Source organism: Streptomyces sp. NPDC001315 (assembly GCF_042896175.1).
Taxonomy (GTDB): Bacteria; Actinomycetota; Actinomycetes; order Streptomycetales; family Streptomycetaceae; genus Streptomyces.
This window is the reverse complement of sequence record NZ_JBIAWZ010000001.1, coordinates 556,398-578,436: the sequence shown is the minus strand read 5'-3', so window position 1 is coordinate 578,436 and position 22,039 is coordinate 556,398. Positions and strand designations below refer to the sequence as shown.

Annotated in this window: 21 protein-coding genes and 1 tRNA gene; 9 read left to right on the top strand and 13 right to left on the bottom strand. The window is 71.0% G+C overall.

From position 1 onward, the window contains the following. Positions 1-150: 150 nt before the first annotated feature. Positions 151-750 (top strand): histidine phosphatase family protein, encoded by a 600-nt coding sequence (locus ACFY16_RS02495; RefSeq protein WP_390645215.1) that lies wholly within the window; start codon positions 151-153, stop codon positions 748-750. Between the two features lie 94 nt (positions 751-844). Here the strand turns inward: ACFY16_RS02495 and ACFY16_RS02490 are convergent, their stop codons facing one another. Next, entirely contained in the window at positions 845-2,323 is a 1,479-nt protein-coding gene (locus ACFY16_RS02490) for a hypothetical protein (RefSeq protein WP_390645214.1), read from the bottom strand. Positions 2,324-2,579: 256 nt separating this feature from the next. Here ACFY16_RS02490 and ACFY16_RS02485 point away from each other — a divergent pair, with 256 nt between their 5' ends. Together ACFY16_RS02485 and ACFY16_RS02480 are read left to right on the top strand one after the other, a co-directional pair. Next, positions 2,580-3,017 (top strand): hypothetical protein, encoded by a 438-nt coding sequence (locus tag ACFY16_RS02485; protein WP_390645213.1) that lies wholly within the window; start codon positions 2,580-2,582, stop codon positions 3,015-3,017. A gap of 75 nt (positions 3,018-3,092) precedes the next feature. Next, a complete protein-coding gene (locus ACFY16_RS02480; protein WP_390645212.1) occupies positions 3,093-3,962 on the top strand; it encodes a spermidine synthase in 870 nt (289 codons plus the stop codon). Positions 3,963-4,044: 82 nt separating this feature from the next. On the opposite strand, the gene ACFY16_RS02475 is transcribed toward ACFY16_RS02480, so the two are convergent. Further along, complete coding sequence (locus ACFY16_RS02475; RefSeq protein WP_390645211.1) at positions 4,045-4,563, bottom strand: hypothetical protein; 519 nt, start codon at positions 4,561-4,563, stop codon at positions 4,045-4,047. 99 nt (positions 4,564-4,662) lie between these two features. Here ACFY16_RS02475 and ACFY16_RS02470 point away from each other — a divergent pair, with 99 nt between their 5' ends. The 3 genes from ACFY16_RS02470 (at position 4,663) to ACFY16_RS02460 (ending at position 8,410) form a co-directional block, all read left to right on the top strand. Further along, on the top strand, positions 4,663-5,379 hold the full coding sequence (locus tag ACFY16_RS02470) for a response regulator transcription factor (protein WP_390645210.1): 717 nt from the start codon (positions 4,663-4,665) through the stop codon (positions 5,377-5,379). After that, positions 5,376-6,752 (top strand): sensor histidine kinase, encoded by a 1,377-nt coding sequence (locus tag ACFY16_RS02465; protein WP_390645209.1) that lies wholly within the window; start codon positions 5,376-5,378, stop codon positions 6,750-6,752. Before ACFY16_RS02470 ends, ACFY16_RS02465 begins: the two co-directional genes overlap by 4 nt. Before the next feature lie 194 nt (positions 6,753-6,946). After that, positions 6,947-8,410, top strand: coding sequence for a cellulose binding domain-containing protein (locus tag ACFY16_RS02460; RefSeq protein WP_390645208.1), 1,464 nt, complete (start codon positions 6,947-6,949; stop codon positions 8,408-8,410). Positions 8,411-8,482: 72 nt separating this feature from the next. On the opposite strand, the gene ACFY16_RS02455 is transcribed toward ACFY16_RS02460, so the two are convergent. From ACFY16_RS02455 to ACFY16_RS02440, 4 genes are all read right to left on the bottom strand, one after another. Then, positions 8,483-9,910, bottom strand: coding sequence for a GH1 family beta-glucosidase (locus ACFY16_RS02455; RefSeq protein WP_390645207.1), 1,428 nt, complete (start codon positions 9,908-9,910; stop codon positions 8,483-8,485). A 95-nt stretch (positions 9,911-10,005) separates the two neighbouring features. After that, positions 10,006-10,914, bottom strand: a complete 909-nt coding sequence (locus ACFY16_RS02450; RefSeq protein WP_390645206.1) for a carbohydrate ABC transporter permease — start codon at positions 10,912-10,914, stop codon at positions 10,006-10,008. Between the two features lie 12 nt (positions 10,915-10,926). Next, the gene (locus tag ACFY16_RS02445) at positions 10,927-11,937 is read right to left on the bottom strand and encodes a carbohydrate ABC transporter permease (protein WP_390646078.1); all 1,011 of its coding nucleotides are present in this window, start codon (positions 11,935-11,937) and stop codon (positions 10,927-10,929) included. Between the two features lie 5 nt (positions 11,938-11,942). Next, on the bottom strand, positions 11,943-13,274 hold the full coding sequence (locus ACFY16_RS02440; RefSeq protein WP_390645205.1) for an ABC transporter substrate-binding protein: 1,332 nt from the start codon (positions 13,272-13,274) through the stop codon (positions 11,943-11,945). 356 nt (positions 13,275-13,630) lie between these two features. Between ACFY16_RS02440 and ACFY16_RS02435 the strand changes: the two genes are divergently transcribed. Further along, positions 13,631-14,686 (top strand): LacI family DNA-binding transcriptional regulator, encoded by a 1,056-nt coding sequence (locus ACFY16_RS02435; RefSeq protein ID WP_390645204.1) that lies wholly within the window; start codon positions 13,631-13,633, stop codon positions 14,684-14,686. Positions 14,687-14,730: 44 nt separating this feature from the next. Here ACFY16_RS02435 and ACFY16_RS02430 read toward each other — a convergent pair whose 3' ends face one another. The 5 genes from ACFY16_RS02430 to ACFY16_RS02410 all read right to left on the bottom strand — a co-directional run bounded on the left by ACFY16_RS02430 (position 14,731) and on the right by ACFY16_RS02410 (position 18,245). Then, positions 14,731-15,258 carry a GNAT family N-acetyltransferase gene (locus ACFY16_RS02430; protein ID WP_390645203.1) on the bottom strand — a complete coding sequence of 176 codons (528 nt, stop codon included), beginning with the start codon at positions 15,256-15,258 and terminating at the stop codon, positions 14,731-14,733. Positions 15,259-15,327: 69 nt separating this feature from the next. Beyond that, positions 15,328-15,400 (bottom strand) — tRNA-His (locus ACFY16_RS02425). A 110-nt stretch (positions 15,401-15,510) separates the two neighbouring features. Further along, a complete protein-coding gene (orn, locus tag ACFY16_RS02420; protein WP_390645202.1) occupies positions 15,511-16,119 on the bottom strand; it encodes an oligoribonuclease in 609 nt (202 codons plus the stop codon). A gap of 176 nt (positions 16,120-16,295) precedes the next feature. Continuing rightward, positions 16,296-17,525 carry a helix-turn-helix domain-containing protein gene (locus tag ACFY16_RS02415; protein ID WP_390645201.1) on the bottom strand — a complete coding sequence of 410 codons (1,230 nt, stop codon included), beginning with the start codon at positions 17,523-17,525 and terminating at the stop codon, positions 16,296-16,298. Positions 17,526-17,903: 378 nt separating this feature from the next. After that, positions 17,904-18,245, bottom strand: a complete 342-nt coding sequence (locus tag ACFY16_RS02410; protein ID WP_390645200.1) for a hypothetical protein — start codon at positions 18,243-18,245, stop codon at positions 17,904-17,906. A 293-nt stretch (positions 18,246-18,538) separates the two neighbouring features. Here ACFY16_RS02410 and ACFY16_RS02405 point away from each other — a divergent pair, with 293 nt between their 5' ends. Together ACFY16_RS02405 and ACFY16_RS02400 are read left to right on the top strand one after the other, a co-directional pair. After that, entirely contained in the window at positions 18,539-19,066 is a 528-nt protein-coding gene (locus ACFY16_RS02405; protein ID WP_390645199.1) for a universal stress protein, read from the top strand. A gap of 150 nt (positions 19,067-19,216) precedes the next feature. Continuing rightward, positions 19,217-19,780 (top strand): GPR1/FUN34/YaaH family transporter, encoded by a 564-nt coding sequence (locus ACFY16_RS02400; RefSeq protein ID WP_390645198.1) that lies wholly within the window; start codon positions 19,217-19,219, stop codon positions 19,778-19,780. Between the two features lie 96 nt (positions 19,781-19,876). Here the strand turns inward: ACFY16_RS02400 and glmS are convergent, their stop codons facing one another. Next, positions 19,877-21,694, bottom strand: a complete 1,818-nt coding sequence (gene glmS, locus ACFY16_RS02395) for a glutamine--fructose-6-phosphate transaminase (isomerizing) (protein WP_390645197.1) — start codon at positions 21,692-21,694, stop codon at positions 19,877-19,879. A 26-nt stretch (positions 21,695-21,720) separates the two neighbouring features. Continuing rightward, positions 21,721-21,978 (bottom strand): hypothetical protein, encoded by a 258-nt coding sequence (locus ACFY16_RS02390; protein ID WP_390645196.1) that lies wholly within the window; start codon positions 21,976-21,978, stop codon positions 21,721-21,723. Between the last annotated feature and the right edge of the window lie 61 nt (positions 21,979-22,039).

The following is a 22,039-nucleotide window of genomic DNA, read 5'->3' as shown; positions in this document are numbered from 1 at the left end:
CGCGGTCGTGACACTTTACGGCGTATGTGCGCACCCGGTTCCGGGCGCCCCCGGCCCTCAAGACGCAGAGATCGCCCCCCGGGTTGCCCCTGCCCAGGGTGAGCGATGATGGAGGGGTCCCGCTCGAACATTTCCCCGGAAAGGTCCCCCATGGCACCGCGCATCCTGCTGGCCCGGCACGGACAGACGGAGTGGTCGCTGTCCGGAAAGCACACCGGCAGGACCGACGTGCCCCTCCTCGAAGAGGGCCGGCGCGGCGCCAAGCTGCTGGGCGAGCGGCTGCACCGGGCGCCGTTCGACGGGCTTCCCGGTGTCGAGGTGCGCACCAGCCCGCTGGCACGCGCGCGTGAGACGTGCGAACTCGCCGGCTTCGGCGACCGCGCGCGGAACTGGGACACGCTCATGGAGTGGGACTACGGGGCGTACGAGGGCATGACCCCGGCCCAGATCCAGGCTGTGCGGCCGGGCTGGCTGATCTGGCGCGACGGTGTGCCGGAGGGCGAGAGCCTCGACGCGGTGACCGAGCGGGCCGACGAGGTCGTCGCGTGGGCGCGCGCGGAGGACCGGGACGTGCTGGTGTTCGCGCACGGGCACATCCTGCGGTCGATCGGGGCGCGTTGGCTGGGCCTGCCGATCGGGTTCGCGGCGCGGATACGGCTGAATCCGACGTCGCTGTCGGTACTGGGGTGGGCCTACGGGGAGCCGGCGATCGAGAGCTGGAACGACCTGGGGCACCTGGCCGCTGTCTGACACCTGCCCGGCGCCGCGGCCGGGGGCCGCCGCTCGGGTGGGCGGCGCCCGGCCCGCACGACTGCCCGCGGCCTACGGACGCACGTACGACCCCTCACACCATCCGGGGCAGGTTCGCGTGCCTCTCCAGGAACGTCGACACTCCCGACGCCCGCCGGTGCGGCAGCAGTACCCGGGCCGTCCCCGCCAGCATCGTCTGGATCCGGGACGACTGGACCTCGTCCAGCAGGTCCAGGACCCGCATCCCCGCCGTCGCCGCCTCGTCGGGACGGCCGCCGCGTGCGAGGTCGTCCGCGAGTTCAGCCGTGTAGAGGGCGATGTTCCGGGTGAAGTGCGGGTCCTGGAGGTGGGCCGCACGTCCCGCGTGCCGTGCCGCTCGCTGCCAGTCGCCCAGCGTGGACCAGCACTGTGCCTCCAGGCCCTCCAGTTCGGCCTCTCCGTAGAAGCTCATCCACTCGGGGTCGGCGTCGCAGGGGCCCCGGCTGTAGAGGGCCTGGGCCCGGACCAGAGCCTGTTCGCAGCCGGTGCGGTCGGCGAGGCCGGCCCAGCCGCCCGCCTCGCGCAGCGCGAGCAGCGACATCAGGCGGGCGGAGCCCAGGGGGCGCGCCACGCGCTGCGCGGCCTGGGCCGCCCTCACCGCCTCGCGGGGGCGGCCCGAGTCGCGGGCGAGGAACGCCGTGTTGCAGAAGGCGTGCGCCTCGAGCGCCGGGTCGCCGGTCACCCGAGCGGTGGCCAGCGCCTCCGCGTAGTGCGAGCGCGCGTCGTCGTACCGGCCCGAGTCGTGGGCCAGCCAGCCCACGGAGATGGCGAGTTCACCGGCGCCCGAGTGGAGCCGGTCGGCGGTCGCCTGCCGGGTCGCGCCGGCGTCCAGCAGCGCGTACGCGGTGCGCAACGGGGCCGCCGCGCGCCGGTAGAGGCCGTCGGCGCCGTGCCGGTCGTCGAGCAGCCGGATGCGGCGGACGGCCTCTTCCAGGGCGCTCGCCTCGCGCGTCCCGGCGCGCAGGGACGAGCGGCCCGCCGCCAGGGCGTCGTGGGGGAGCCCCAGGGGGGCCAGCGAGGCGGCGGCCACGGTGGCGCCCCCGCCGGTCATGAATGCGCGACGCAGCACGTCGCTCTCCTCGTGGTCGTGGTGCGTGTCGTACGGGTCCTGCGGGTTCTGCCTGTCCTGCGTTTCATACGGTTCGTACATCCCGTGTGTCTCACCGGCCCCACGCGTACCACTCGTGGTGTGCGCCGGGCTCGCGGTGTGAGCGGGGGGCGCTTCCTCGTCCATGCGTGCCCCTCGGCCGCGTACGGACGAGCGCGACGCGAAGCCGAGGTCGGTGAGCGTGCGGCCGGGGAACATGTGGAGGAACACCCGTTCGTACGCGTAGTTGGGGCAGCGGATCTCGCCCGCCTCCACCCGTCCGATGTAGCGCGCGTCGCAGCTGACCCGCTCGCCGATCTCGCGAGCGGCTCGCCGAACCAGCGCGGCGAACTCGGCCGGCGAGCGCTGTCCGCGGACCCGCCGGAAGGCGAGATTGGGCCGCGCTGGCCGGTTGGGCTGGGACGAGGTCACCGTTGACGACGCCATGGCCGGGTCCTCTCATACGAACCGTCGAACCATGCCGGGTTCGGGGTGAGTTGTCCGTGTGACACCCTGTTTCCGGCGGGCAAGAACGTACCTGCTGTGGTCGGTCCGCCACGCAGGGTTTAGCTACAAACCGGATATGTCATCCACGATCTGCCATGAACTGCCATCCTTTGCGGCGGACTTCCGCCGTAGCCCTTGACGTCGTGACGCGTTGAACCTTGCGGACTGCAAGAGGGGTTCCGTGGTGGAGGCCGGCATGGAGACCAGCCAGAGCGTCGATCCTGGTACGCCGCTGACGACGGTGGGGCACCCGCCGACCCCGGAGTACAGCGCGCCGCCGATCGAGGGGGCGGGGTGCGACCTCGTCACGGTGCCGGCGCGGCAGGGACTGGAGGCGGTCGACATCCTGCGCCGGGGGGCCGGGGACGCGGTCGGGCCCGTACTGCACGACGACGGGTGCGACACGCTCGGCTTCCTCGTGCCGTCGGGCACCGCGGCCGCGTGGGACGTCCCCGGAAGTACCTGCACGGAGACCAACGGGCGCGGGCTGAGCCTCAACCCCGAGCCGCCGGTCGAGGGCTCGGACTGGCTGCTTCCGCCGGGCGAGGCGGACCTCGCGACGGACCCGGCGGTGCTGCGGCGAGCGCTGGGCGAGGCGGCCCGGCTCATCGAGGCGGCGGACAGCCGCCGCTGAGCGGCACCACTGATCGAGTCCGTGGCCGGCTGCCGCTGAGCGGCACGACCTCCCGGGGCTTGCGAGAATGGTCCAATGGGAAAGTCCAGGAACCCCCGCCGCCGGCCGGACGCCGATGACGCCGTCGTCGAGGCCGTCGACGGCGGGCTCGCCGAGCTGATACCCGACCGGGACCGGGCGCGGGCCTGGACGCTGCTGATCGACGGTGCCCCGCAGTCGCACGTCGACCTCGACGACGCCTCGTATCTCTCCTTCGAGTACCAGCGCCGCCTCGGCCACGTCATCGACCTCGCCGCCCCGCCCGCCAAGCCCGTCCACGCCGTGCACCTCGGCGGCGGCGCCCTCACCCTCGCCCGCTATGTGGCCGCCACCCGCCCCCGCTCCACCCAGCAGGTCGTCGAGCGGGACGCGGCCCTCGTCCAACTGGTCCGCCGAGAGCTGCCGTTGGAGCCGAACGCGCGGATCCGGGTGCGGTCGACGGACGCCCGGGAAGGGCTCGCCAAGGTGCCGGACGGCTGGGCCGACCTCGTCATCGCCGATGTGTTCAGCGGGGCCCGCACCCCCGCGCACCTGACCTCGACCGAGTTCCTCGACGAGGTACGCAGGGCCCTGAAGCCCGGCGGGCTCTACGCCGCCAACCTCGCCGACGGCCCGCCGCTCGCCCATCTGCGCGGCCAGATCGCCACCGCCGCCGCCCGCTTCCCGGAACTCGCCCTCGTCGCCGACCCGACGGTGCTGCGCGGCAAGCGCTTCGGCAACGCGGTGCTCGTCGCCTCCGACCTCCCGCTTCCGGTCGCGGAGCTGACCCGACGGGCGGCCTCCGATCCGCACCCGGGCCGGGTCGAGCACGGCAGGGCGCTCACCGACTTCACCGGAGGGGCGATACCGGTGACGGATGCGGCGGCGGTCGCGTCACCCGCCCCGCCGCCCTCGGTGTTCCGCTAGCCGGACCGGTCGACTCAGAACGTCAAACCCCGTGACAGCAGCGGCAGGTGACGTGGCTGTCACTTTGGGCCCGTCCGTCTGCTCAGTACGTACCGACCTCCACCCGTGGCGGCCCGTCGTGCCACGTGCAGAACACCGACACCCGGTCCGCGCCCGAGGTGAACTCCACCCGGATCCACGTCTCCGTCTTCCACACCTGCATCGCCCAGCCCGAGCCGGGGGTCGCGGACACGAGCGTCGCGGAGGCCTTGCCGATGTCGAAGACCGCGCGACCACCGTCGGTGTCGTAACTCTTCACCTGGCCCGAGGCGGTGGGGGAGGGGGAAGGGCTGGGGCTGTTCGCCGTTTTCGAGGGGGACTTCGAGGGGGGTGGCGTCCGGGTCGGCTCGGCCGACGGGGTTGGGGAGGGGGTCGGCCCGTGGGTCGACGAGGCCAGTGGCTTCGACCCCTGCGTGGTCGAGCCGGCCGCCGTGATGGGCAGGGCGCGCGGCGGGTCGTACGCGGTCCCCGTCATCACCGTGTGGACGCCCCACCAGGACAGCGTGACCGCCGCGCTCGTGGCGAGCGACCAGGCCAGTACGTGTATGAGTCCTCTGCGCATCGCGGGCCATACTGCCTCACGCGCCCCACAGGCCGCACACGCTCGGAGTTATCCACAGGGCCGGGACCGGTGTGGCGCGCATGGCGTACGGTGCGGCGCATGGCAAGTGTGCTCGTGGTCGAGGACGACCAGTTCGTACGTTCGGCGCTCATCCGGCATCTGACCGACGCCGCGCACACCGTGCGCAGTGTCGGCACCGCGCTGGAGGCGCTGCGCGAGGTCGCCCATTTCCGCTTCGACGTCGTCATCCTGGACCTCGGCCTGCCCGACCTCGACGGGTCCGAGGCCCTGAAGATGCTGCGCGGCATCACCGACGTCCCCGTGATCATCGCCACCGCCCGCGACGACGAGACCGAGATAGTAAGGCTGTTGAACGCCGGGGCGGACGACTACCTCACCAAGCCGTTCTCGGTCGAGCACCTGTCCGCCCGGATGGCCGCGGTCCTCCGACGGTCCCGTGCCGCCGCCGGAGAAGCCCCGCCGTCCACCGTCATCCGCGTCGGCGGCCTGAGCGTCGACCCGCTGCGCCGCCAGGCCGAACTGGACGGCGTACGGCTCGACCTGACCCGCCGTGAGTTCGACCTGCTGGCCTTCCTGGCCGGGCGGCCCGGTGTCGTCGTACCGCGCCGGGAACTGCTCGCCGAGGTCTGGCAGCAGTCGTACGGCGACGACCAGACCATCGACGTCCATCTCTCCTGGCTGCGGCGGAAGTTGGGGGAGACGGCGGCGCGGCCGCGCTATCTGCACACCCTGCGGGGCGTCGGCGTGAAGCTGGAGCCGCCCCAGGACGCCGAGGCCGCGGAGCCGGCGCGATGAGGTGGGCACTGGTCAGGGTGTGCCTGGCGGTCACCGCGATGGTCGTGGTCGCCTTCGCGGTGCCGCTCGGCCTCGTCATCAAGGAGATGGCCCGCGACCGCGCCTTCTCCAACGCGGAGCGGGAGGCTGCGGCGATCGTCCCGGCGCTGTCCATCACCACCGACCGCGACCAGCTGGAACGCGTCGTCGCCTCCGCGGGCTCCGACGCCGGAATGGCCGTGCACATACCCGAGGTCGACGGTCGGACGGCCGTCGACCTGGGGCGGCAGCGCGCCGCCGACGCGGACATCACGACCGTACGGAAGCTGGGCCGCGCCTCCACCGCCGAGGTGCCCGGCGGCTCCACCCTGCTCCAGCCGGTCGCGCTGAGCTCCGGCGCGATGGCCGTCGTCGAGGTGTACGTCCCCGAGTCCGAGGTCAGCAACGGCGTCGGCACGGCCTGGGCGGTGCTCGCCGCGGTCGGTGTCGCGCTGGTCGTCGGCTCGGTCGCGGTCGCCGACCGGCTGGGCGTACGGATGGTGCGGCCCGCGCAGCGGCTCGTCGAGAGCGCGCACGAACTGGGGGAGGGCAAGCTGGGCGCCCGGGTGCCGGAGGAGGGTCCGGCCGAACTGCGTCTGGCGGCGGTCGCGTTCAACTCCATGGCCGACCAGGTCGTACAACTGCTCGCCAACGAGCGGGAGTTGGCCGCCGACCTGTCCCACCGGTTGCGTACGCCCCTGACGGTGCTACGGCTCAATGCCGCCTCGCTCGGTGACGGGCCGGCCGCCGAGCAGACCCGGGCCGCGGTCGCGCAGTTGGAGCGCGAGGTCGACACCATCATCCGGACCGCCCGCGAGGCCAAGCCGCAGACCGCGGCAGCCGGGCCGGGCGCCGGGTGCGACGCGGGCGAGGTGGTGCGGGAGCGGATGGCCTTCTGGTCGGCGCTCGCGGAGGACGAGGGGCGCAAGGTGCGGGTGGCCGGCGTCGACCGGCCGGTGCGCATACCCGTGGCCCGCGCGGACCTGGCCGCCGCACTCGACGCCCTGCTCGGCAACGTCTTCCGGCACACACCCGAGGGCACGGCCTTCGCGGTCGACGTGCACAACGGCGAGGACGCGGTGATCGTGCTGGTGTCGGACGCGGGGCCGGGGATCCGGGATCCCGAGGCGGCGATGGCGCGCGGGCGCGGCTCGGGAAGCGACGGCTCGACCGGGCTCGGCCTGGACATCGTGCGGCGGCTCGCGGAGTCGACGGGCGGGGACGTACGCATCGGCTCGTCCGTGCTCGGCGGCACCGAGGTGCGGATCTGGATCCAGCTGGACGGGCGCGAGCCGGAGCGCAGGGGGCATCGCGGGTCCGTACGACGGCGGAGGCGGGGCGTGGGGGTTCGCTGAGCTCCGCACCCCCCGCCCGGCCCGAAATTGGTCTCTACCTTTAACCGTCCCCGATCCCTTCCTTAAGCGCACCCTAAGATCCTCAACATCCGCCCGGATGGCGCGATTTGCCGGATTCCGGATCGCTAGCGTGCTGCCGCGTCCCAGGTCTCCTCGGTCTGGGAACCCCCGTGAGCAGCGAAGGCAGGCACGTGATGAGCACGCACCGGCGCAGGGTCAGTGGCAGGAACAGGGCGATCGGCGGAGTGGTCGCCGCGGCCGTGGTCGGCGGCGGCGCGATCGTCCTCACCGGCACCGCGCAGGCGGCCGGCGTCGGCGCCGCGTACACCAGGACCAGCGACTGGTCGACGGGCTACACCGCGCAGTACGTCGTCACCAACAACAGCGGGCAGGCGGAGAAGGACTGGACCCTGGAGTTCGACCTGCCCTCGGGCACGAAGCTCAGCTCCCTCTGGAACGGCGAGTCGAGCGTCAGCGGACAGCACGTCACGGTGAAGCCGCCGCACTGGGACACGGACGGGCTGGCCGCCGGCGAGTCGGTCACCGTCGGGTTCGTCGTCAACGGCACCGGCGACCCGACGGGCTGTCTCATCGACGAGGCGAAGTGCTCCGCGGACGACGGCGCGACACCGGAGCCGAGCGGCCGCCCGACGGAGCCGGCGACCCCCACCCCGACGACCCCCGGTCAGTCGGCGACCCCCACCCCGACGGCCACACCGACCGCGACGGTGTCCCCGTCACAGAGCACCGGCACCGGCACGACGACAACGGCCGGCTTCGCCCCGTACGTCGACACATCCCTCTACCCGGCCTTCGACCTGCTCGCGAGCGCCACCGCGACCGGCGTGAAGAACTACAACCTCGCCTTCGTCACCGACGGCGGCGGCTGCACCCCGAAGTGGGGCGGCGTGACCGACCTGGCGAGTGACGCGGTCGCCGCGCAGACAGGCGCGCTCCGCGCCAAGGGCGGCGACGTCCGCGTCTCCTTCGGCGGCGCCTCCGGCTCCGAACTGGCCACCACCTGCTCCTCGGCGGACGCGCTGGCGACGGCGTACGGCAAGGCCGTGGACGCCTACGACCTCACCAAGGTCGACTTCGACGTCGAGGGCGGCGCGCTGCCCGACACCGCGGCGAACACCCGCCGCGCGCAGGCGATAGCCAAGCTCCAGCGGCAGCACCCGAACCTGGACGTCTCCTTCACCCTCCCGGTCATGCCGGAGGGCCTCACCCAGGACGGCGTGAACCTGCTGTCCAACGCCAAGCAGAACGGCGTCGCGATCAACACCGTCAACATCATGGCGATGGACTACGGAGCCTCCTACAGCGGCGACATGGGCACCTACGCCGAGCAGGCCGCCACCGCCACCCAGGCCCAGGTCAAGAGCGTCCTCGGCCTCTCCGACAGCGCGGCCTGGAAGACGGTCGCCGTCACCCCGATGCTCGGCGTCAACGACGTCGCGTCCGAGATCTTCAAGGTCGACGACGCCACCCAGCTGGTCGACTTCGCCAAGTCCAAGGGCCTCGGCTGGCTCTCCATGTGGTCCGCCACCCGCGACAAACAGTGCGCGGGCGGCGCGAAGAACTACGCGGACGCCACCTGCAGCTCGATCGTCCAGGACGACTTCGCGTTCTCGAAGGCGTTCAGCGCGTACAACTGAGCGCCACCCCCCAGGAAGCGGGGCGCGGCACGCCCCCTCGCCCGTGCCGCGCCCCGCCTCGCCCCCCGGCAATCAGGCGCTCTCCACCCCCGGCAGTGCCCCCGCCCGAGCCGCCTCCCCGTACCACAGCGCGCTCGACTTCGGCGTACGGGCCAGCGTCGCGTAGTCCACGTACACCGCGCCGAAGCGCTTTTCGTAGCCGTACGCCCACTCGAAGTTGTCCAGCAGGGACCACAGGTAGTAGCCCCGGACGTCGGCGCCGTCGGCGATGGCGCGGCGGACCGCCGAGAGGTGGCCGTGCAGATACGCGATCCGCTCGGGGTCGTGGACGCGGCCCTCGGGGTCGGGCTTGTCGTCGTAGGCCGCGCCGTTCTCCGTCACGTACAGGGGCAGGCCCGGGGCCTCCCGCGTGTAGCGCATGATCAGGTCGTGCAGGCCCGTCGGGTCGATCGTCCAGCCCATCTCGGTGCGCTCGCCCGGGGTCTGGTGGAAGTCGATGTCTTCGGCGGCCGGCCAGGGGGAGTGCTCGCTGGCCCCGTGACCGTCCGCCCGCGAGGCCCGCCCCGTCGGCTGCGCCGCCGACACCAGCGTGGGCGTGTAGTAGTTCAGACCCAGCGCGTCCAGGGGCTGGTTGATCGTCTGTACGTCCCCGTCGAGGACGTACGACCAGTCCGTGACCGATGCCGTCGCCGCGAACAGGCTCTCCGGGTACGCGCCGTGCAGGATCGGGCCGTGGAAGACGCCGTTGGCGAGGTCGTCGATGCGACGGGCCGCGGCCAGGTCCGCCGGGTCCTGCGTAAGGGGCCTGACCACCGAGGAGTTGAGGCTGAGCGCGACCGAGTTGCGGGCCGGCATCACCGAGCGGAGCGCCGTCGTGCCCAGGCCGTGCGCCAGGTTCAGGTGGTGGGCGGCACGGAGGGAGGCCTCCGGGTCCGTGCGGCCGGGGGCGTGCACGCCGGAGCCGTAGCCCAGGAACGCGCTGCACCACGGCTCGTTGAGCGTGATCCACTGCTCCACGCGGTCGCCGAGCGCCTCGCCGACGATCTGTGCGTACTCGGCGAAGCGCAGCGCCGTGTCGCGCTCCGGCCAGCCGCCCGCGTCCTCCAACTCCTGCGGCAGGTCCCAGTGGTAGAGGGTGACGGCCGGCTTGATGCCGTGCGCGAGCAGGTCGTCGACCAGGCGGCGGTAGAAGTCCAGGCCGACCTGGACGGCCGGGCCCCGGCCCGTCGGCTGCACCCGCGACCAGGAGATCGAGAAGCGGTAGGCGTTCAGGCCGAGGTCGGCCATGAGCGCCACGTCCTCGTGGAAGCGGTGGTAGTGGTCGACAGCGATGTCACCGTGATCGCCGCCGGCCGTCTTGCCCGGCGTATGGCTGAAGGTGTCCCAGATCGAGGGGGTGCGGCCGCCCTCCCGCACCGCCCCCTCGATCTGGTAGGCGGAGGTCGCGGCGCCCCAGAGGAAGGCGGGAGGAAAGGTCTCGGGCGTAACGGGCTCAGGCATGGAAGCGCTCCCATTGGAGGTCGGGGAGACCGACGGAGGTAGGGGAAGTGAAAAGGGGGCCGAGGCGGCGGTGACCCGGCCCCCTGAGCGGGGTGTCAGCCCTTGACGGCGCCCTGCATGATGCCTCCGACGATCTGCTTTCCGAAGATCGCGAAGACCAGGAGCAGCGGCAGCGTGCCCAGCAGCGCGCCCGCCATGATCAGGGACTGGTCGGGTGTGTACCCGCGGCCGAGGCCCGCGACCGCGACCTGCACGGTCGGGTTGCCGGTCTGGCTCAGCACCAGGAACGGCCACAGGAAGTCGTTCCACGTCTGGACGAACATCAGCATGCCCAGCACCGCCATCGCGGGGCGCGCCGCGGGGAACACCACGTGCCACACCACGCGCCAGCTGCTCGCGCCGTCCACCCGGGCCGCCTCGATGATCTCGTCCGGCAGCGCCTGCGTGAGGTACTGCCGCATGAAGAACACACCGAACGCGCTGACCAGCGACGGAAGGATCACCGCCTGCAACTGGTCGGTCCACTCCAGCTTGGCGACCATCATGTACAGCGGGATGATGCTCAGCTGCGGCGGCACCATCATCGTGCCGATCACGATCAGCATCATCGCGCCGCGGCCACGGAACCGCAGCTTGGCGAAGGCGAAACCGGCGATCGTGGAGAGGAAGACGATGGTCACCGCCGACGTCCCCGCCACGATCGTCGTATTGACGAACGCCTTGCCGAGATTGGCGTCGTTCCAGGCGACGTCCAGGTTGTGGAAGAGGTTCGAGCCGAACCAGAACGGCGGCGGCGTCTGCGCCAGCCGGTTGTTGTCGCGCGAGGCGGCGATCGCCGTCCACACCAGCGGGAACAGCGAGCCGATGGTGAACAGGGCGAGGATGATGTACGCGATCGGCCCGGCGTGCAGTGTGCCGCCGGCGCGCGCCGACTTGGGGAGCCGGGAGCGCTTGGGCGGCTCCGGCACCGCGTCGGTCGGGGGTTTCGTCAGGGTCGTCGTCACGGCCGGTTCTCCTTAACTGCTGGCGCGCAGCCGGCGCGAGATGACGTAGTTGACGATGCCGATCACGATCAGGATCAGGAACATCGTCCAGGCGATCGCCGAGGCCCGGCCCAGGTGCTGGTTCACCCAGCCCTGCTCGTACAGGTACAGGCCCAGCGTCTGGAACTGGTGCTCCGCGCCGCCCGACGCGCCCTTGTTGGCGTCGAAGAGGAGCGGCTCACCGAAGACCTGGCTGGCGCCGATCGTCGAGACGACCACCGTGAACAGGATCGTCGGGCGCAGCGACGGCAGCGTCACATGGAGGAACTGCCGCCAGCGGTTGGCGCCGTCCAGTGCCGCCGACTCGTACAGGTCCTGCGGGATCGCCTGCATCGCGGCCAGGTAGATCAGCGCGTTGTAGCCGGTCCAGCGCCAGATGACGATCGACGAGACGGCTATCTGCGACGGCCACTTCTCGGACTGCCAGTCGATGGCATCGATGCCCACGAAGTGCAGCGCCCAGTTGATCATTCCGTAGTCGCGCCCGAAGAGCAGGACGAACACCAGCGAGGCGGCGGCGATCGAGGTCGCGTACGGGGCGAGCATCGCGACCCGGTAGAAGGTCGAGGCACGCAGCTTGTAGTTGAGGATGTGGGCGAGCCCCATCGCCATCAGCAGCTGCGGGACCGTAGAGATGATGCCGATGGTCAGGGTGTTCTTCGCCGCGTTCCAGAAGAACTCGTCGTCGAAGATGCGCGTGTAGTTGCGCAGCCCCACCCAGGTCATGTCGGTGGGCGCGGTCATCTCCACCTGGTGCAGCGACGCCCAGCCCGTGTAGATCAGCGGGAACAGGCCGAAGGCGAGGAACAGCAGGAAGAACGGCGAGACGAAGGCGTACGGGCTCCAGCGCATGTCCCGCTGCCAGCGGCGGGACAGCCGGGCCCGGCGCCGCTTCTCCGCCTCCGCGGCTTCCACGGGCGGGCGGCCCGGGGCCGCGCCCCCCTCCTTGGCGGGGGGCGCGGCGGTGTCGTGGCGGGTTGCCATACGGGTCACTTGTCCAGGTTGTTGTCGATGGTCTTCGTCGCCGTCTTCCAGGCCTCCTCCGGCGACTTGCCCTTCGTCACGAGGATGACGCCGTTGTCGGTCAGACCCTGCTGGATGATCTGGTCCTTCGGGCCGATCACCTGCTCCGGGGAGCTCTTGGCGGCCGCGGAGAAGATCGTGCCGATCGGGGAGTCACCGGTCATGTCGTTCTTGGCGCCGGTCACTTCGGGCAGGGTGTACGCGCTCGGCGCGCTCGGGAAGGAGCCCTGCACGTTGAACAGCTTCGCCTGCTGCGCGGGCGCGGTCAGCCAGGTGATGAACGCCTCGGCCTCCTTCACGTGCTTGCCGCTCTTCGGCACGCCCAGGAAGGTGCCACCCCAGTTGCCGGACTTGGGCGCCACGGCCACGTCCCACTTGCCCGCGGACTCCGGCTTCGACTTGCCCTTGAGGTAGCCGAGCATCCACGGCGGGCAGGCGACGGTGGCGAACTTGCTGTTCGCGATCGTCTGGTCCCAGGCCGGCTGGAACTGCGTCTGGGACTGGACCAGGCCCTCCTCGGCGGCCTTCGCGGTCAGGTCGAAGGCGGCCTTCACGGCCGGGTTCTTCTTGTAGATGATCTCGCCGGAGGAGTCGTAGAACTTCTCCTTCTGGCTGCTGAGGATGGCGTTGATCAGACCGCCGGGGGAGTCCATGAAGGCGGTGCCCTTGGCCTTCTTCTTGTACTGCTCGCCGACCGAGATGAACTTGTTCCAGTCGCCCGCCCACAGCTTGCCGACCTCGGTGCGGTCGGTGGGCAGACCGGCCGCCTGGAAGAGGTCCTTGCGGTAGCAGATGGCCATCGGACCGACGTCGGTGCCGAGACCGATCGTCTGGCCGTCCTTCGTCGTGGCCTGCGACCACTTCCAGCCCAGCCAGTTGCCCTTGTCCACGCCCGAGACCTTCGACATGTCCACGAACTTGCTCGCCTGCGTGGACACGACCTCGGCGATGTTGCCCACTTCGATGGCCTGTACGTCCTGCAGGCCGCTGTTGGTGGTGAGGTGGTTGATGAGCGCCGGGTAGTAGTTCTCGTTTCGTTCGGTGACGTTCTCGGCGATCTTGATCTCGGGGTGGAGCTTCTCGTACTCGGTGTAGAGACCGGCTTCCTTGAAGCCCTGCGTACCGAAAAGACCCATCGTGATCGTGGTCTTGCCCTTGCCGCCGCCGGCCGACGACCCGCCGGACGAGTCGCCGCCGTCGCCGCCGTCGTCGGCACAGCCGGCCAGCAGCCCGGCGCCCAGCGACGCGACAGCCGCGAGGACTACCGCCCGGCGGGCGGTTCGGGTACGTGCTCGCATTGAGTCCTCCTGTTGCCCTGACGTGCCGACCCCCCGGCCAACTGCATTGGTGGCGCCCGTTGTTTCTCGCTGCGGCTCGGGCGGGGAACGTGCGGGATGTGTATGTGTCAGGTACCGTGGGAGCGCTCCCACAAGTGATGTGTTGAAGAGTCGTCGGTCTGTGCGGGGGTGTCAAGGGAGTCGACGCGGAGAGATGCGTTCAGTTATCAGGCTGTTAACTGGACTCTGAGGTTCCCAGCCGGTGGGCGGGGAGGTCGCGTTCCCGTAACACGGCCGTCACCTCGGGCGGGACTGTTCGTCTCGGGCAGGACTGTTAGATTCCAGGCCAACGTGGGGTTTTACGGGAGGCGGAGCCAATGGCAAGCCATGGAGCGCGGAGCCGGAGCGGTGGCCGGCCGACCCTCGAAGAGGTCGCCGCGCGTGCCGGTGTCGGCCGCGGCACGGTCTCCCGGGTGATCAACGGCTCGCCCCGGGTCAGCGACGCGACCCGCGCCGCCGTCGAGGCGGCGGTCGCGGAACTCGGCTACGTCCCCAACACCGCGGCCCGTGCCCTCGCCGCCAACCGTACGGACGCGATCGCCCTGGTCGTCCCCGAGCCCGAGACCCGCTTCTTCGCGGAGCCGTACTTCTCGGACATGCTGCGCGGCGTCGGGTCCGAACTGTCGGAGACGGAGATGCAGTTGCTGCTGATCTTCGCGGGCAACGACCGGGAGCGCCGCCGCCTGGCGGAGTACCTGGCGGCGCACCGCGTGGACGGCGTCCTCCTGGTCTCGGTCCACGCCGACGACCCGCTGCCCGACCTCCTCGCCCAGTTGGAGATCCCGGCGGTGATCAGCGGCCCGCGCTCGGCGGCGGAGACGCTGACGTCGGTCGACTCCGACAACTACGGCGGCGCCCGCTCGGCCGTGGAGCACCTGTTGTCCCGGGGGCGCGGCCACGTGGCCCACATCACCGGCCGCCTCGACGTGTACGGCGCCCAGCGGCGTATCGACGGCTACCGCGACGCCCTGCGCGACGCGGGCCACGACCCGGACGAAGGCCTCATCGAGGCGGGCGACTTCACCGAGGAGGGCGGCCGCCGCGCGATGGCCGCCCTCCTCGCCCGCCGCCCCGAGGTGGACGCGGTCTTCGCGGGCTCGGACGTGACGGCGGCGGGCGCCCGCCAGGCGTTGCGCGAGGCGGGCCGGCGCATCCCGGACGACGTGGCACTCGTCGGCTACGACGACTCGGCCATCGCCCGTCACATGGATCCGCCTCTCACCAGCGTCCGCCAGCCCATACAGGAGATGGGCCGGGCCATGATCGACCTGCTCCTCAACGAGATCGCCGACCGCCGCCCGCCGGCCTCCCGCGGCCTGGAGCGTCGCCAGGTGGTCCTGCCGGCGGAACTGGTGGCTCGGGCGTCCTCGTGACGGCGGGGGCCGGCGATCCGCCGCTGGACGTGGAGGAGATGACGTCAGGGGCCTGTCGGGCCGGGGACGGGGGCGGGGCCTACGGGGCCTAGGCGCCACCGGGTCTCGCCGTCCTGTTCCTCGTCCGTCGGGGCGAGCCCGGCTGCCGCCGCGACGGCGGCGGAGGCCCGGTGGGCGGGGTGGATGTGGGCGACGATCGTGGGGACGGACGACTCACGCAGCCACGCGACGAGTCCCCGCGCGGCCTCGGAGGCGTACCCGCGGCCCTGCCAGGGCGTGCCGACGACCCAGGCGATCTCCGTGACGTGCTGCCCGACCGTGGCCTGGACGGTGCCGACGAGACAGGGGGCCCCGCGCTGCCGCAGCACCCAGTTGCACCAGGTGACGGACGGGTCGGGGGAGCCGGCGACGAGACGTTCGTAGCGGGCCCGCAGGGCCTCGGGGGAGTCGGGCGAGCCGCCGATGAAGGTGTGCAGGGCCGGATCGGACAGAACCTCGGCCATCTCCCCGGCGTGCTCGACGCGCAGGGGGAGGAGTTCGAGGCGGGCGGTGCTGATGGGCTCGGTGTGCACGGCGGTTCGGCCTCCCGAAAACGAGTCAGCCGGTGACCTCCGTACGGAGATCACCGGCTGACCACTCAGGGTGAGTGACGGGACTCGAACCCGCGGCATCCTGGACCACAACCAGGTGCTCTACCAGCTGAGCTACACCCACCATGGACCGGCGGTTGACTTTTCGGTTTCCCCGACCGGCCGAGAAAAAGTGTACAGGGTCCGAAGGGGTGCTCGCGCACGGCTTTTACGGCGCCCCTTCGCGGGACCCTCTTAAGCCTGCTGAGCAGGCAGGACGTGCTTCGCCGCGATCGTCTTCGCGGTGTCCGAGTCGGGGCCGGGCTGGGGGACGAAGATGGCCTCGCGGTAGTAGCGCAGCTCCGCGATGGACTCGCGGATGTCGGCGAGGGCGCGATGGTTGCCGTTCTTCTCGGGGCTGTTGAAGTAGGCCCGCGGGTACCAACGCCGGGCCAGCTCCTTCACCGAGCTGACGTCCACGATCCGGTAGTGGAGGTAGTCCTCCAGCGTCGGCATGTCGCGCAGGAGGAAGCCGCGGTCGGTGCCGACCGAGTTGCCGCACAGCGGCGCCTTGCCGGGTTCCTTGACGTGCTCGCGCACATACGCCAGGACCTGTGCCTCGGCGTCCGCCAGCGTCGTGCCGCCCGCCAGCTCGTCGAGCAGACCGGACGCGGTGTGCATCTGGCGCACCACCTCCGGCATCGTCTCCAGCGCGGAGTCCGGCGGACGGATGACGATGTCCACACCTTCGCCGAGCACGTTGAGCTCGGAGTCGGTGACGAGGGCGGCCACCTCGATGAGAGCGTCGTCGGACAGCGAGAGGCCGGTCATCTCGCAGTCGATCCACACCATGCGATCGTTCATATGTCTAACCTTACGGCGCACCGCCACGGGCTGAACCGATCGTGCGTTGACCTTGTGAGCGGGGGACGGCACCGGGCCCGCACCACCGCGGGGGCAGAAGGTCGCCGACCGGAACGGGAAAGGGGCGGCCGGCAACCGGAAAACCCGGTCCCGGCCGCCCCGTACCGTTCATTGCGTCACGGAGCGCTCCGCTGCCCGGGCAGGCTCGCCCGGCTCGGCATGTACGAGTCCCGCCCGTTGTCCCCGGACCCGGACGCCGACGCGGCCAGTGCCGCGGGCGAGCGGCGCGTCTGGAGCGGGAGCGGGCCGCCCTCCGGGTGCAGCCCGGGCGGCGGACCCGCCTGGATCGGTGCCGTCGGGCCCTCGCTCTCCACCGGCTTCTCGCTCTGCGGGCGGCGCGCCCGGTACGCGGCCCGGTACGCGGCCGGCGACGAGCCCAGCTGGCGGCGGAAGTGCCCGCGCAGCGCCACCGGCGAGCGGAAGCCGCAGCGGCCCGCGACCTCGTCCACCGAGTAGTCCGACGTCTCCAGCAGACGCTGCGCCTGCAGCACGCGCTGAGTGATCAGCCACTGCAGGGGAGCGCTTCCGGTGAGCGAGCGGAAACGGCGGTCGAAGGTGCGTCGGCTCATGTACGCGCGCGCGGCGAGGGTCTCCACGTCGAACTGCTCGTGGAGGTGCTCCAGCGCCCAGGCGACGACCTCGGCGAGCGGGTCGGCGCCGATCTCCTCGGGTAAAGACCTGTCGAGGTAGCGCTCCTGACCGCCGCTGCGGCGCGGGGGGACCACCAGGCGACGGGCCAGCGCACCGGCCGCCTCGTTGCCGTGGTCCGTCCGCACGATGTGCAGACAGAGATCGATTCCGGCCGCCGTGCCCGCCGATGTCAGGACGTCTCCGTCGTCCACGAACAGCTCGCGTGGATCGACGTGCACCGACGGATAGCGCTTGGCCAGCGTCGGCGCGTACATCCAGTGCGTGGTCGCCGGACGGCCGTCCAGCAGGCCCGCGGCCGCCAGCACGAAGGCGCCGGTGCACAGCCCGACTATGCGGGCGCCTTCCTCGTGCGCCCGGCGCAGTGCGTCGAGCGCGTCCTCCGGCGGCGGCGAGGTGATCGAACGCCAGGCGGGCACGACCACCGTGCCTGCCCGGGAGATCGCCTCCAGGCCATGTGGTGCGGTGAGTTCCAGGCCCCCCGTGGTCCGCAGCGGGCCTTCCTCGCCGGCGCTCACCAGCAGTCGGTAGCGCGGCACGCCGGCGTCCTGGCGGTCGATCCCGAACACCGACAGCGGTATGGAACTCTCGAAGATGGGGCCGCCGCTGAACAGCAGCACCGCAACGATCTCCTTGCGGCGTCGCCCGGAAAGCTTCCGGGCCGCGGCTTCCGGCGCGGCAGCGGAGTCGTGGCTCATACTGCTAAGCCCCCCTCGGTGGTCGCGGCTCCTCGGTTGTGTCGCTCCTGCACGTTTCCCCTCGGTCCTGCACGAGTCCCCCGCCGTAAGACAGTCAAGATCGAATCTACTGTGTCGCGTGGTGCCGGCGTGACCAGTTCACCATCCGGCACATTGTCGACATGGCAACTTGGCGTGAAGCATTCGATCACGAAGCGTTGCACTAGTGGGCCGTGCAGGGAAGTGCGCCTCGTCGCGGTGGCCAATCCCCATAGGGTGCGCGGGGCCTTCGAGGCCCTTTCCGTGCAGGTCGAACGGGGGGTGGGGGGTGGTTCCGGCATGCGATGCACAGAGGTGAGAAGTTGGCTGAAAAGAAGCGGGCGCGTGCATAAAAACCGGTCAGTCGACCGGTGTACTCCCGCCAGAGTGCCGCCCGCCCCTGTGCGCCCCCGTTCCGGCCCTGTGATGGCGGCCGCGTGGGGGTGCGGGCGGCGCCCCCTCCTCGGCGCGCAGCCGGGCCGCGCCCTGCTCGGACCGGCGCAGCAGGACCCGGCACACGGCCGTGACGGCCGCGAGACCGAAGGCCGTACCGGCGGCGCCGGCGAGCGAGGAGCCGTACCAGAGGAGTACCACCGGGACCAGCACACAGCTGAAGGCCGCCCAACGGACCACGTCGGTCGCCGTGTCCGGCGTCGGCGGGGTGGTGCGTGGTGCCTCGGGGCCGGTGCGAGGTGCGGACATGGCGTGCTCCCTGTGGCGGTCGTTCACGGGGGTTCAACGCTTGTTCGAGCGGTCGGTCACCACGGGCGGGTAAGTGAATCCCGTGCAAACCGCCTGTACGGGGCAGCAACCATTGCGTTACGGGCGTCCCCTCGTGCATGCTCCGGGGAACCCCCAGGAACCTTGCGCGGGATCTGGGCGAAGGAGGCGTGCCGCCGTACCCTTGGGGGTATGGGGTTGGGAAGATGATTCCCGGACACGCCTCCGCCGCAGCCCGTCGTCCCCACCCACGAGGACCGAACGCCGAGACATCCATGGCCGCTCACGAATTCTTCGAACCCGCGGACCGCAAGCGGCCCGTCGCCGACCCCACGGCGGCCGAGCCCCTGGCGGCGGAAGAGTCACGCCACTCGTGCGACCCCGCCTTCAAACATGGAGTGGTCGTCGGCTTCGACGGCTCCACGTCCAGTGAGCGTGCCCTCGCGTACGCGATCGGCATGGCCCACCGCTCCGGGTCGGGCCTGATCATCGTCCATGTCGCCAACCGGCTGCCCACCACCGTGTGGGCCGGCTGCGAGCCGCCGGTCTTCGTCGACGTACCGGATCACCGGACCGAGGTCCTCGGTCTCGAGCTCGCCTGCGCGGAGTATCTTGCCGAGGTGCCCTGGATCCTGGTCGAGCGCGGTGGCGACATCTGCCACGAACTCGAAGAGGTGGGGCGGGAGTACGAGGCCGACGCGATCGTCGTCGGATCGACGCACGGCATCGTCGGGCGGATCTTCGGGTCCGTCGCCGGGCGGCTCGCCAAGCGGGCCAAGCGGCCCGTCGTCGTCATTCCGTAACTCGCCCTTGTCCTGGGCGAGATGCCTGCTGGGCAGCGTCAACTCCCTTTGTGCGCCGCGTAAATCTACTCGCGCGTAGAAGTGTTTGTGCCTTTGTGAAGGGCATATATCGCTCACCGTACAACTGCACATGCATGAAGGGAGCCCGCCGTGGACAACGACGTCTCTGCGGGAAGCACCACCACGATCGTCGGCCGACTCGCCCTGGGGATAACCCTGTTGGCGTTCGGGCTCGGATACACGGACGTGATCGACGGCGTGACGGCGGCGGACGCCGTGTCCCTCGCCCACTACGTGGGCGGTGTCGCGCTGTTCGTCGCCGGACTGCTCGCCCTGCGCGACCGTGACACGGCCAACGGCACGGCCTACGCGGTACTCGGCGCGCTCTGGTTCACCTGGGCCGTCTCGGCAGGCGCCCAGGTCTCCGACAACGCCGCGGGGCTGTTCCTGCTCCTGTTCGCCCTGGTGGCGCTCAGCCTGGCCCTGGCGGGCGGCGACCAGCTCGGCCAGGGCACCTACGGGCTGTTCTTCGTCTCGCTCCTGCTGCTGGCCATAGCCGCCTTCGCGGACAGCGGCAGCCTGACCAAGGCCGGCGGCTGGTTCGCCGTGGCCGCCGGAGCGGTGGCCTGGTACGCGGCGACGGCGGCGCTGGCCCACTGGCCCACCGCACTCCCGCGACGCGCCGCCGGCCGGGGGGTGACGGCCACCGGTTGAGCTGCGCCGGCCGGGGGTTGGGCGACCCCCGGCGACAGAGACGGCACCCCACGTGCGGGTGGCACACGTGGGGTGTCGTCCTGTTCGTGAAAACGCCTACTCGACCGTTACCGACTTGGCGAGGTTCCTGGGCTTGTCGATGTCCCGGCCCAGGGCCTTCGCCGTGTGGTAGGCGAGGAGCTGGAGCGGGATGCCCATGAGGATCGGGTCCAGCTCGTCCTCGTTCTTCGGCACGACGATCGTCTGGTCGGCCTTCTCCTGCTCCCGGTGCGCGACCGCGAGGATCTGGCCGCTGCGGGCCTTGATCTCCTCCAGGGCCGCGCGGTTCTTCTCCAGCAGGTCGTCGTCCGGGACGATCGCGACCGTCGGGAGGGCGGGCTCGATCAGGGCGAGGGGGCCGTGCTTGAGCTCGGAGGCCGGGTAGGCCTCCGCGTGGATGTAGGAGACCTCCTTGAGCTTCAGGGAGGCCTCACGGGCCACCGGGTAGCCCCGGACGCGGCCGATGAAGAGCATCGAGCGGGCCTCGGCGTACTGCTCGGCCAGCTTCTTGATCTCCTCCTCCTGCTTCAGGATCTCGGAGATCTGGGCCGGCAGCCGGCGCAGACCCTCGATGATCCGCTTGCCGTCGCGCACCGACAGGTCGCGGGTGCGGCCCAGGTGCAGCGCGAGCAGCGCGAAGGCGACCGTGGTGTTCGTGAAGCACTTGGTGGAGACCACGCAGACCTCGGGGCCGGCGTGGACGTAGACGCCGCCGTCCGCCTCGCGGGCGATCGCCGAGCCCACGACGTTGACGACGCCCAGCACCCGTGCGCCCTTGCGCTTCAGTTCCTGGACGGCCGCCAGCACGTCGTACGTCTCACCGGACTGCGAGACGGCGATGTACAGCGTGTCGGGGTCGACGACGGCGTTGCGGTAGCGGAACTCGGAGGCCGGCTCGGCGTCGGCGGGGATCCGGGCCAGCTCCTCGATCATCTGGGCGCCGATCATGCCCGCGTGGTACGAGGTGCCGCAGCCGAGGATCTTCACGCGGCGCACGGCACGCGCCTCGCGGGCGTCCAGGTTCAGGCCGCCGAGGTGGACCGTCGAGAACCGGTCGTCGATGCGGCCGCGCAGCACGCGGTCCACGGCGTCGGCCTGCTCGAAGATCTCCTTGTGCATGTACGTGTCGTGGCCGCCCATGTCGTACGACTCGGCCTCCCACTCCACGGTGGTCGGCTCGGCGGTCGTGCGGGTGCCCTCGGTGGTGTACGTACGGAAGTCGTCCGCCTTGAGGGTGGCCATCTCGCCGTCGTCCAGCGTCACTATCTGCCGGGTGTGGGCGACCAGCGCGGCCACGTCGGAGGCGACGAACATCTCCTTCTCACCGATGCCGAGGACGACCGGGGAGCCGTTGCGGGCCACCACGATGCGGTCGGCGAAGTCGGCGTGCATCACGGCGATGCCGTAGGTGCCCTCGACGACCCGCAGCGCCTCGCGGACCTTGTCCTCCAGCTTCTCCTGCTGGGAGCGCGCGATGAGGTGGGTGAGCACCTCGGTGTCGGTCTCGGAGAGGAACTCGACGCCGTCGGCCTCGAGCTTCTTCCGCAGGTCGGAGGCGTTGTCGATGATGCCGTTGTGGACGACCGCGACCTTGCTGTCGGCCGACATGTGCGGGTGCGCGTTGACGTCGGACGGGGCGCCGTGGGTGGCCCAGCGGGTGTGGGCGATGCCGGTGGTGCCCTTGAAGCGCGCCGGGACCTTGGCCTCGAGGTCACGGACGCGGCCCTTGGCCTTGACCATCTTCAGGCCGGCCGTCTTCGGGGAGGTGACGACTATGCCCGCGGAGTCGTAGCCGCGGTACTCCAGGCGCTGCAGGCCTTCCAGGAGCAGAGGGGCGACGTCACGCTTCCCGATGTATCCGACAATTCCGCACATGTATGGGTATTCCTCAGCTTTGATGGTCAGCCGTAGACCATGCGGCGCAGCTGCCTGAGCGAGAGCTCCGGCGGCGCCACCGCGCGGTATTTCAGGTCCGCCTCGATCCGTTCGAAGATCGTCGCGTTCACCAGGCCCTGGGCCTGGAGCTCGCGGTGGCGGCGACGGACGAAGTCCTCGGTCGTCTCGTCGAAGTAGGCGAGCACGTCCTGGATCACCCGCAGCGCCTCGCCCCGGGTGAGGGTCGTGGACCGCGTCAGGTGATCAACAAGTTCGTCGTGCACCCGGTAGATCCTGGGGTACCGGCGGCAGTTTCGCAAGAATCCTGCCCGATTCCGGGCAACG

Coding starts and splice junctions, on each gene's coding strand:
- ACFY16_RS02495 (WP_390645215.1), top strand. CDS start 151: ATGGCACCGCGCATCCTGCTGGCCCGGCACGGACAGACGGAGTGGTCG.
- ACFY16_RS02490 (WP_390645214.1), bottom strand. CDS start 2,323: ATGGCGTCGTCAACGGTGACCTCGTCCCAGCCCAACCGGCCAGCGCGG.
- ACFY16_RS02485 (WP_390645213.1), top strand. CDS start 2,580: ATGGAGACCAGCCAGAGCGTCGATCCTGGTACGCCGCTGACGACGGTG.
- ACFY16_RS02480 (WP_390645212.1), top strand. CDS start 3,093: ATGGGAAAGTCCAGGAACCCCCGCCGCCGGCCGGACGCCGATGACGCC.
- ACFY16_RS02475 (WP_390645211.1), bottom strand. CDS start 4,563: ATGCGCAGAGGACTCATACACGTACTGGCCTGGTCGCTCGCCACGAGC.
- ACFY16_RS02470 (WP_390645210.1), top strand. CDS start 4,663: ATGGCAAGTGTGCTCGTGGTCGAGGACGACCAGTTCGTACGTTCGGCG.
- ACFY16_RS02465 (WP_390645209.1), top strand. CDS start 5,376: ATGAGGTGGGCACTGGTCAGGGTGTGCCTGGCGGTCACCGCGATGGTC.
- ACFY16_RS02460 (WP_390645208.1), top strand. CDS start 6,947: ATGAGCACGCACCGGCGCAGGGTCAGTGGCAGGAACAGGGCGATCGGC.
- ACFY16_RS02455 (WP_390645207.1), bottom strand. CDS start 9,910: ATGCCTGAGCCCGTTACGCCCGAGACCTTTCCTCCCGCCTTCCTCTGG.
- ACFY16_RS02445 (WP_390646078.1), bottom strand. CDS start 11,937: ATGGCAACCCGCCACGACACCGCCGCGCCCCCCGCCAAGGAGGGGGGC.
- ACFY16_RS02440 (WP_390645205.1), bottom strand. CDS start 13,274: ATGCGAGCACGTACCCGAACCGCCCGCCGGGCGGTAGTCCTCGCGGCT.
- ACFY16_RS02435 (WP_390645204.1), top strand. CDS start 13,631: ATGGCAAGCCATGGAGCGCGGAGCCGGAGCGGTGGCCGGCCGACCCTC.
- orn (WP_390645202.1), bottom strand. CDS start 16,119: ATGAACGATCGCATGGTGTGGATCGACTGCGAGATGACCGGCCTCTCG.
- ACFY16_RS02415 (WP_390645201.1), bottom strand. CDS start 17,525: ATGAGCCACGACTCCGCTGCCGCGCCGGAAGCCGCGGCCCGGAAGCTT.
- ACFY16_RS02410 (WP_390645200.1), bottom strand. CDS start 18,245: ATGTCCGCACCTCGCACCGGCCCCGAGGCACCACGCACCACCCCGCCG.
- ACFY16_RS02405 (WP_390645199.1), top strand. CDS start 18,539: ATGGCCGCTCACGAATTCTTCGAACCCGCGGACCGCAAGCGGCCCGTC.
- glmS (WP_390645197.1), bottom strand. CDS start 21,694: ATGTGCGGAATTGTCGGATACATCGGGAAGCGTGACGTCGCCCCTCTG.